This is a genomic window from Proteus terrae (assembly GCF_003144325.1).
In the GTDB taxonomy this organism is placed as follows: domain Bacteria; phylum Pseudomonadota; class Gammaproteobacteria; order Enterobacterales; family Enterobacteriaceae; genus Proteus; species Proteus terrae.
The window spans coordinates 1-8,701 of the sequence record NZ_PENS01000030.1 but is presented as its reverse complement, the minus strand read 5'-3'; the positions used below and the strand labels follow the sequence as shown (position 1 = coordinate 8,701).

14 protein-coding genes and 2 pseudogenes are annotated in these 8,701 nt (G+C 32.4%); 1 reads left to right on the top strand and 15 read right to left on the bottom strand.

The window, feature by feature from the left end; genetic code table 11:
• The 7 genes and pseudogenes from DK857_RS18980 to DK857_RS18950 form a co-directional block, all read right to left on the bottom strand.
• The coding region (locus DK857_RS18980; RefSeq protein WP_167394854.1) for a VENN motif pre-toxin domain-containing protein at nucleotides 1-842 on the bottom strand (842 nt) is incomplete at its 3' end.
• Between the two features lie 45 nt (nucleotides 843-887).
• Nucleotides 888-1,220, bottom strand: coding sequence for a hypothetical protein (locus DK857_RS18975; RefSeq protein ID WP_109402984.1), 333 nt, complete (start codon nucleotides 1,218-1,220; stop codon nucleotides 888-890).
• A gap of 44 nt (nucleotides 1,221-1,264) precedes the next feature.
• Nucleotides 1,265-1,626, bottom strand: a pseudogene (locus tag DK857_RS18970) (DNA/RNA non-specific endonuclease).
• Between the two features lie 490 nt (nucleotides 1,627-2,116).
• Nucleotides 2,117-2,461, bottom strand: a complete 345-nt coding sequence (locus DK857_RS18965; protein WP_109402983.1) for a VENN motif pre-toxin domain-containing protein — start codon at nucleotides 2,459-2,461, stop codon at nucleotides 2,117-2,119.
• 243 nt (nucleotides 2,462-2,704) lie between these two features.
• The gene (locus tag DK857_RS18960) at nucleotides 2,705-3,232 is read right to left on the bottom strand and encodes an SMI1/KNR4 family protein (protein WP_109402982.1); all 528 of its coding nucleotides are present in this window, start codon (nucleotides 3,230-3,232) and stop codon (nucleotides 2,705-2,707) included.
• Nucleotides 3,233-3,515: 283 nt separating this feature from the next.
• Nucleotides 3,516-3,755, bottom strand: coding sequence for a hypothetical protein (locus DK857_RS18955; protein ID WP_109402981.1), 240 nt, complete (start codon nucleotides 3,753-3,755; stop codon nucleotides 3,516-3,518).
• A 172-nt stretch (nucleotides 3,756-3,927) separates the two neighbouring features.
• Nucleotides 3,928-4,233, bottom strand: a complete 306-nt coding sequence (locus DK857_RS18950; RefSeq protein ID WP_227003227.1) for a hypothetical protein — start codon at nucleotides 4,231-4,233, stop codon at nucleotides 3,928-3,930.
• Nucleotides 4,234-4,468: 235 nt separating this feature from the next.
• Here DK857_RS18950 and DK857_RS18945 point away from each other — a divergent pair.
• Nucleotides 4,469-4,591: pseudogene (locus DK857_RS18945) on the top strand (integrase core domain-containing protein); the annotation flags it as partial.
• 36 nt (nucleotides 4,592-4,627) lie between these two features.
• Here DK857_RS18945 and DK857_RS18940 read toward each other — a convergent pair.
• From DK857_RS18940 to DK857_RS18900, 8 genes are all read right to left on the bottom strand, one after another.
• On the bottom strand, nucleotides 4,628-5,149 hold the full coding sequence (locus tag DK857_RS18940) for a hypothetical protein (RefSeq protein WP_109402979.1): 522 nt from the start codon (nucleotides 5,147-5,149) through the stop codon (nucleotides 4,628-4,630).
• Nucleotides 5,150-5,227: 78 nt separating this feature from the next.
• Nucleotides 5,228-5,470, bottom strand: coding sequence for a hypothetical protein (locus DK857_RS18935; RefSeq protein WP_109402978.1), 243 nt, complete (start codon nucleotides 5,468-5,470; stop codon nucleotides 5,228-5,230).
• An 83-nt stretch (nucleotides 5,471-5,553) separates the two neighbouring features.
• Nucleotides 5,554-5,730 (bottom strand): hypothetical protein, encoded by a 177-nt coding sequence (locus DK857_RS19180; protein WP_157957625.1) that lies wholly within the window; start codon nucleotides 5,728-5,730, stop codon nucleotides 5,554-5,556.
• A gap of 186 nt (nucleotides 5,731-5,916) precedes the next feature.
• Entirely contained in the window at nucleotides 5,917-6,156 is a 240-nt protein-coding gene (locus DK857_RS18930) for a hypothetical protein (RefSeq protein ID WP_109402977.1), read from the bottom strand.
• Nucleotides 6,157-6,539: 383 nt separating this feature from the next.
• Nucleotides 6,540-6,776: a hypothetical protein gene (locus DK857_RS18925; protein ID WP_109402976.1), complete on the bottom strand. Its 237-nt coding sequence runs from the start codon at nucleotides 6,774-6,776 to the stop codon at nucleotides 6,540-6,542.
• 126 nt (nucleotides 6,777-6,902) lie between these two features.
• Nucleotides 6,903-7,325 carry a hypothetical protein gene (locus tag DK857_RS18920; protein ID WP_227003225.1) on the bottom strand — a complete coding sequence of 141 codons (423 nt, stop codon included), beginning with the start codon at nucleotides 7,323-7,325 and terminating at the stop codon, nucleotides 6,903-6,905.
• Between the two features lie 397 nt (nucleotides 7,326-7,722).
• Nucleotides 7,723-8,079, bottom strand: coding sequence for a hypothetical protein (locus tag DK857_RS18910; RefSeq protein ID WP_109402973.1), 357 nt, complete (start codon nucleotides 8,077-8,079; stop codon nucleotides 7,723-7,725).
• A gap of 278 nt (nucleotides 8,080-8,357) precedes the next feature.
• The coding region (locus DK857_RS18900; protein ID WP_157957624.1) for a hypothetical protein at nucleotides 8,358-8,701 on the bottom strand (344 nt) is incomplete at its 5' end.

The window sequence follows — 8,701 nt, the reverse complement described above, 5'->3', positions numbered from 1 at the left end:
AAGCTTGCATAACTAAAGCTCGCTTTTGGGTCTGTGTTAATATTATGCACCTGCATGGCTAAATTTGCTGTGCCCGTAGTTGTTACACCTACCACACGGCTAGCAACAGTAGTGCTACCTAACCAACTCGCTACATAAGGGCTAATAGCCTTACTCATTATAGGTAAACCTAATGCTGTCGTTGCAACAACGGCTCGTGGAATATTATTACCACGCTGTAATTCACTATAATTTTCAATGATAGGATCCAGTTTTTTGATACTATATTCAGCAATTGATTTGCAATGAGCATTACAATCTGCTGATTGAATAAGTAAAATTAATTCATCTTGTTGTTGAATCAAATGTTCTTTAGTGATCCTAGTTTCTATCGCTTTTTGCTGTTGTTCTGCATCGACATTATTTCCTAATTCAACTAAATGTTTCTTTTCCTCATCTGTAGAAGCAAGATAATACTTTTCAAGCCATGAAGTTATTTGTTTGGCTGTTAAATAATTATTCTCAACCACCACTTTCCCTGCTTGGGCGGCATTGGCAACACCTGCACTATTATCACTGATTAAACCGCCGACAATCCCTGAGGTTAACGTTGCCCATGCACTTATATTCTGCTTTTCAGTTTCAGTGAGTTCTTCAGGGGTTTTGCCATAAAGTGAGTGCGATAAAATACCCACAGTTTCCCCTGTCATTGCGCCAGAAGCTTGCACTACTGCATTCTCGCCTTTTGCCAACGCAAGGCCTGCATTGAGTAATCCATGCGCTATCGTGCGCTGAATATCACTTTCAACTGTCCACTCCCAACTGACTATTATTGGTAAGAAGCTGAAGGAGAGTAAAGTCACAAGGTGGATCCCTTTGGGATCCACAATAGCGTTCGAGATTGTAATTTAATTTTCGTACTTAAAATCTATATTAATTTTCATTGTTTCTAAATCTAAAGTTACTTCACAGCCTTTCCAAATAGGTAGATCATTAGTTAAATTATGTTCTATATAATAATTTCTCAGTTCAACCAAATTGTGGAGCATCTGTGTATTTGCAACACCACCAGCTGTAAGCCATTTCAATGAATTTTCATTGTCAAGATAATCATATTCATATTCACATGTATTACCTTCAACTGATAAATTAGCTCTCATATTTATCTTTTTAGCCTCATTAGGGGCTATGTTATACAATAACGTACCTATATTATTATATATTTCCTGATCTGTTTTCATTTTTCACCTTTAGAGTCATTAATAAACGTCCTTTCTATAGGGGGCTAATTTCCTATTTTGTATGTAACGTTAATACTATTTGGCCTATCACTATTCCTTATATATACAGGCTCTATCTTAACGATTATCTCTTTATTATCTTTTAACGATCTTGCCCATATATTTTCCATTCACTACGATTTAAATTAGAATTCATTGGCACCATGTTTATTTTTTCACCTGGTCCTGAAAATCTTGTCGCGATTAAATGTCCACCATCATCCCCAGTTTCACCACATTTACCAACTTTACATTGCTGGTAACCATTTCTATCACTTTTATTTAATTCTAATGTAGCTGTAACTGATGTCACTCTACCTAAAGAATCTGTCTGATAAACTTTATTTTCATCAACAGTATAAACCATGTTTGGTTTAGGTTTATTTAATTCTTTATTCCAATTTCCTTTACTACCAGAGACTTGTTTTCCTGGATCTATGTCATTCAGAGACTCTTTATTATCTCGTTCTGGTGTCTGTTTTTTATTATTCTCATTACCTCGAATCGCCGTTGTTCTAACCGTGATCCCAGAATCCTTAGAGGGCCCTGACATACCAATACTATCAAAACCTTCCTTGCTTCCTAAAGCAACTCTTGCCCCAAAAGTCGCAGAATTGAAAATACCTTGAGCACTTTGTTCATTTTCATTTTTAACGAAATTAACCAGTTGCCGTCTATCTTCTGTACTTAACGAATCAAACCATGCTATCCATTTTAAAGTATCTACTTGATCAATTCCGGTTTTTAACTCTTCCCATGAAGCAATCGTTTCTGGAATTTTCCCCTCTTTACCATCTGCTATTGCTTCTTGTCTACGTCTTTCACTAATTTCACGGTATTTTGCATAAATTTTTTCTTTATCTTCCCCCTGTTTTACTCGCTTCTATCAGTGTAAGTCTCATGTCGAGAACATCTCGATTACTTAAATAATTATTCTCAACCACCACCTTCCCGGCTTGGGCGGCATTGGCAACACCGGTGCTATTATCGCTAATTAAACCGCCAACAATCCCTGAAGTTAACGTTGCCCATGCACTTATATTCTGCTTTTCAGTCTCGGTGAGTTCTTCGGGGGTTTTACCATAAAGTGAGGGTGATAAAATACCCACTGTTTCCCCTGTCATTGCGCCAGAAGCTTGTACTACTGCATTCTCGCCTTTTGCCAATGCAAGGCCTGCATTCAGTAAGCCGTGCGCTATCATGCGCTGAATATCACTTTCAACACTATTACCTTGAATTTGATTTTTACTTCATTAAATACTCTGTATTACTAAGTATTTTACAGTGCTAATTTTAATAAACGTACTATACTAAAAAATAGCTTTTCATAGCTTATAAAAATAAGAATGCCGACTGTCAATAGTCAGCATTTCATTATTAGAGATCTTACTGTACTTTTAGTATTTAGGATTATTATTAATTTTTATAGATATACTTTTAATTCATTATTTAATGACTATTAATTCACCAACAAGATCATCTGTTATATCTTTAATAAACATCCGTGTATCTGTATTGACTAAATTACGAAGGTGCTCATTAAAATTTAAACCTGTTGATATTACAGTTTCTTGGTTCTCATCATAATGATACACTAAATCATTATTATCATTTTTAGTTAAGGTAAAAAAGTATTGCGTTTCATTTTCAAATGAGAATACAAATGGTTTTTCTTTTAGAAAATCATAATATTGCAGATTAAATAGCTCTTCACAGAACGAATGTTGAAAAAATATATGCGACCTAACCCCCATATTCTCTCGATAAAAAATTAGTGCATTATCACTAAACAATCCGCCACTACATCTCCCTAAAGATATTAAGAAATCATATAATTGACCTTTTATTTCAACATCATAAAGTTTCTCTATTTTTTTTATTTCATCTATACTATAACCCTTTATTTTATTACAATTTATAAATAGTTCAGGATAAACTGAGTGAAAATAACAAATTTGAGTTTGCTTGTTCATGGTCTTTTTCCTATTGTTCCTTGATAGATATTTATTGTAAATTTAGGATTATTTTCTACAAAACTTGGAACTATTTTACTTCTTCCTATAGTTAGAAAATCTATTTTTAACTCTTTAAATTTTCGTCATTAGCCCGTTCCCAACACCCTTCTTATAAAAATTTATCTTAATACTTTTATTATCTAGCATCTTTTTCTTAAAAGTAATATCTTGAAATTTAATATTAATTAAATACTCTTTACCTTATTAACCATAAAATGAAGAAATATCCACTCAAATAATTTTATTTTCTTAATTTATACTCTATGAACCAACTGCCAATACCAGCACCCACTCCCCCTACTACAGCAACCTTAATGATTTTTTTTAATGAATCAAATGAGAAAGAGAAATCAGCACCAATAAATAACCAAAAAATGCCATGAATTGAAAAGTAGAATAATATTCCTATAAAAAAGAGTACAACTGAAGATAAAACAGCCACAACAAAAAAATATTCAATAGAATTAATTTTATTATTCATTATTTTCATCTCTTTTTTGTTCATTAATATTTTTAATTATTTCTTGGATCTCTGAATTAGTCATTTCTGTTATTGCAGATGATCCTAACTGAGAACATGTAACGAGGTTGAGGTAAAAGGTTAAAATTTGTTGGCATAGTGACTCTTTAAATAGCCACTATGCCATTATTTTTTATAAATCTTTGTACCTATCAGGAAGGTATTCTGGATTTCCAACCATTTTGATTAATCTAATAAGTTCGTCCTTGTAAAAGGATAGTTCTTCCCCATTTTCACAGCCCGTGATTTTGAGTATTTCTGCATCAGAGCAATTAGCTAATACATAATCGATGCATTCTTCGTAAACCATTAATTCACCTTCGGAGGCTCTCACATCATATAGAGTTACACTTGCAATACATTCTTTTTGTAATAAATCCATATCATCACCATTTGATATAATCAGAGAATTTTTCTTTAAAATCTTCTTGTTGCTCATTAGAAGGTCGATTCCATTCACCTTTTCTAACACGGTTATCTACATTGCCAATGCACCAGAAAGATTATTGCCAGATAGTGCGATTAATGCATTTATTACAAATGAAGATAAATCCAACTTAGTCTATAACTAACCATCATTAATAAGTGGCTGAATAAATTAGGATTTTAGGTTGTAGCGCACTAATTCCTCTATCACCAAACTGGACTATTGATTATCCGGCTGAGTGAGGGGGAGTAATCTGGAACAAGCAAGAAAATTAGTAGAAGAATCAATTCAACTCTATAATGAAAAACGGCCACAATTATCATTAAACTATAAAACGCCCGATGAAGTACATCGAGCGTTTTATGCCTGAAAAGTTGTCAATCTATATCAGGACTAGTCATACTATTTAAATAATAATTAGTTCACCATGTTGATCGAAAGATGTCTTCACGTCGTAATTTCGAGTATAAACATTAACTATATATCTCAAATAATTTTTTAGATCCCAATCAGTAGCTTCGACTATTTCTTCATTCTCATCATATTGATAAATGATATTAGGTGTAACTGATGCTGTTAAAACAAAAAAGTATTGAGTATAACTTTCCACTGCAATAAAAAATGGTTTTTTATCTAATAAATCATATTGTTGAATAGCAGAGAGTTCCTCTCTCATTCCTGATTGCATCAATATACTTCCTCTTATTGTTTTTTGATTTCTATAAAAAAGAAGAGGATCATCGCCAAAAAGACCACCACTACAACGCCCTATACTCGTTAAAAAATCATATAACTGATCTTTCACTTCGATATCATATAAACGTTCGATTTTTTTTATTTCATCATCAGAATAACCTCGCATATAGCTAACATCAATAGGTAATTCTGGATAAACTGAGTGTAAATATTTGATTAATTTTATATTCATAGTATTATTAATTTCGTCTAAAGCTAAACTCAAGGTGATATATTAAAAATAAAACTTTTACCAAATAGTGTAAAATCATTATATTTTATTTTCCTTTATATAGAGAATTCCAAAGCCAATCCCTGCGGGTATACCTCCGCCTATGCTTATTCTTAACGCTCGTTTAAATTCAATTAAACTAAGTAAAATAGGTCTTTCTACATAAAAATAAAAGAACAAATCTATGCTAATATAAGTAACTATTGCAACAATTAATAATGATAAAGTAAATAAAATCATTAATCCTATAATAAGTACAATAATATGAAATATTCTTTTCATTGTTATTCTTCTGTTTCATTAATTATGTCTTGCATATAACTTGCACTAACTTCCGCAGCCCCGCTATCACCAATATTACCTACTCAAGAAGAAATTTCACTTTCTGATACTTCCTTCATAATATAAGACTTTCCCTTAACCTCTGACTCTGAATATTTTCTCAACACTTCATTAAATCTGGAATTATTGCCTTTTGTTATTATTTTACCAACCCAATTAGTTACAGGTTTTGCTATAAAATTACCTAATCCATACTCCATTAATGCTCCACTTCCTGTCGTGATTGCCTCTATTGCTGGAAGAGGTGATTTTGAATATCACGCTCAGTAACGTTATCGTTGGTTTCTAAAAGGATTGATGAGTACCACGGGCTAACAAGCCAAGGTTATTGAGACGGAGTGATAACCAAAAGAAAGATCCCACCATTTTGAGATGGGATCTTAACATCATCTACGTAACTTATATTCTATAAACCACATCCCTATTCCAACGACTAGCCCAGCCCATAGACTTGCTTTAATAATCTTTTTTAAAAACTCGATTGAAAAAATAAAATCTCCACCAATCAATAACCAAATAATACACTCACCTATGCTGTATATAACCAGTCCCATAATAAACAGGACTACCACACACAAAATAGTCATAACAAGAAAGTATTCAAATTGATTAGTTTTTTGATTCACTATTTTTTTCCTCAACTTCTTTAATTTTCTCTTGCATCAGAAAGTTTGTAGTCTCTGTTGTAAAGGCAGAGCCTATATTTCCCAAAATACCAGGCAAAGGATGGGGTTTCATATCTTTCGAAAGTCCATATAATCCTTTTATAGCCCCACCTTGCAATTTAGGGTTATATTTGGGATCCCAACCTCCTGTTTAGGTATCTGGTCACCACCAGTATCTGTCCAAATTTGGACTGATATTTGATCTCCTCCAGTATCAGTCTGCCCTTGATCTGGCATTTGATTACCACCAGTATGTGATGGTATACCAAACCGGACAATTGATTATCCGATTAGCAAAGAAGTGAGGGGGTAAGGGAGATCCCTATGAATGCAGGGATCTATTATCAATAAAAATTATCGTCTAACTGACCTTCAGATTTTAATATCTCTAAAAATCTTTTATAGGCGGTTTCATCTAATTCAAGCAAGTCATCTAATAATGATTCTTCGATTAAAGCCCAATGATGGACGCTTTTTGCATCATCATTTGAAAAAAAGACTGTTTTAAAATCTAATTGATTATCAATGATTTTTACTTCATCAGCTTTATATGATTGTAATCCGCCATAATTAATAGGCATTCTATAAAATATGTTTCATCATCAAACCAATAAAGTAGCATTCCTCTACATAACTAAGAATTTTCTGTGCAAAATAAAAAATCTATTGTAATGAACTGGGGTCAGTTCATAAGATAGGATTTTTATTTAAATGATAATAAGTTCACCGTGTCGGTCAAAAGGAGGCGCAACAGGATAATGGCGAGTATAAACATTGATAACATGCTGTAAATAACTATTCAGATCCCAATTCGTGTTCTCTACACATTCATCATTTTCATTATAATTAAATATAAGGTCTGGATTATCTGAATCTGTTAGTAGAAAGAGATATTGTGTATAACTTTCTACTGAAATAAAAAATGGTTTTTGTTTTAACAAATCATGGCATTGGATCGATGTCAGCTCTTCTCTTGCACCAATTTGAAATAAAATATCACCTCTTATGGTTTCCTGACCTTGATAAAATACTAGTGGATCATCACCAAAAAGACCACCACTGCAGCGCCCCATACACCTTAAAAACTCATAGAATTGCCCTGTAATTCGAATATCATAAAGGCGTTCCATGCTGGAGATTTCTTCATCAGAATATCCTCTTATATAACTAATATCGATAGATAATTCCGGATAAACTGAGTGTAAATATTCGATGAATTTTATATTCATAGTATTATTAATTTACGTTAAAATATCTAAAATAGTTCAAAGTTTAAAATTTCATTCTAAAAAAATTATTTTAGTTTATTTTCTTTTATATATAGTACCCCAAAACCTATTCCCATAATTATTCCCACCCCAATACTAATTCTTAATGAGCGTTTAATTTCATTAAGCCCAATAGACATTGGAACATTAGAGTAAAAATAGAAAAATACGTCAATAGAAAGAAACATTGTGATACACAAAATAAACAATGAAACTGCAAATATAATTGTTAATATGATCGAAAATAAAATACCCTTCATTAATTTTCCTCACTTTCATTTATTTTTTTCTGAATGAATAAACCACCAAGCTCGGATATAATACTTCCTCCTGTATTTCCCATTCCAGAAGAAATTTTACTTTCGGATACTTCCTGCATAATATAAGACCTTCCCTTAACCTCTGACTCTGAATATTTTCTCAACACTTCATTAAATCCGGGATTATTGCCTTTTGTTATTATTTTACCAACCCAATTAGTTACAGGTTTTACTATAAAATTACCTAATCTGTCCACTTTCCCTGTTATATTGGTTTTTCCATAATATCCTTCAATTTTAATTTCAGGAGTTAAGGATTGATGTACTCTGTGGGGCTTAATAGTTATATCTATCAATACCCCCTGTAATTTAAGAATTAATTTTATTAGCCATTCTGTAAAATCACATTAGTGCCTTTTATATTCTAAATAGTTAACTAAACAAATTACGGCTCCTAAAAACAATCCCATTACTCCTCCTATTTTTAATGCATCAATAAAATCATTTAATTCCCAAACAAACGAGTTTTTTTCAAAATATAACATTAGTTTAACTAGAATTTTAATTAATATTATTGTCAAAAAAACAGTTACACACATACTCAAAGACCAAAGTAAAAAGTATATAAATATTTTCATTTCTCATCCTTTGATTTTAACTCTTCTGTAATTATTTTATTCGCACCTTCGGAACCAATAGCTCCAATTGTACTTCCAACAATACTTGGTACTACTGATACACTCGGCGGAGCTGTAATGGATGGCATTACAACTAATGGGCGATCTTTAAACCCGCTAGACCAAGGATTAAATTTATTATCAAAATAATGAGTTAACCATTTTGTACTTCCATAGCCGAATGTTGAACCAACTAATGCGCCTCCCATTGAGACCCAAGGTGATTCTCCATCAATTAAACTTGAAACACCCGCACCAGTTGTATTGGTTGTGAGCGTTCCCCAATACCCCATTCCTGATG

Coding starts and splice junctions, on each gene's coding strand:
- DK857_RS18940 (WP_109402979.1), bottom strand. CDS start 5,149: ATGAATATAAAATTAATCAAATATTTACACTCAGTTTATCCAGAATTA.
- DK857_RS18975 (WP_109402984.1), bottom strand. CDS start 1,220: ATGAAAACAGATCAGGAAATATATAATAATATAGGTACGTTATTGTAT.
- DK857_RS19180 (WP_157957625.1), bottom strand. CDS start 5,730: ATGGAGTATGGATTAGGTAATTTTATAGCAAAACCTGTAACTAATTGG.
- DK857_RS18920 (WP_227003225.1), bottom strand. CDS start 7,325: ATGGAACGCCTTTATGATATTCGAATTACAGGGCAATTCTATGAGTTT.
- DK857_RS18925 (WP_109402976.1), bottom strand. CDS start 6,776: ATGCCTATTAATTATGGCGGATTACAATCATATAAAGCTGATGAAGTA.
- DK857_RS18950 (WP_227003227.1), bottom strand. CDS start 4,233: ATGAGCAACAAGAAGATTTTAAAGAAAAATTCTCTGATTATATCAAAT.
- DK857_RS18955 (WP_109402981.1), bottom strand. CDS start 3,755: ATGAATAATAAAATTAATTCTATTGAATATTTTTTTGTTGTGGCTGTT.
- DK857_RS18935 (WP_109402978.1), bottom strand. CDS start 5,470: ATGAAAAGAATATTTCATATTATTGTACTTATTATAGGATTAATGATT.
- DK857_RS18960 (WP_109402982.1), bottom strand. CDS start 3,232: ATGAACAAGCAAACTCAAATTTGTTATTTTCACTCAGTTTATCCTGAA.
- DK857_RS18965 (WP_109402983.1), bottom strand. CDS start 2,461: ATGATAGCGCACGGCTTACTGAATGCAGGCCTTGCATTGGCAAAAGGC.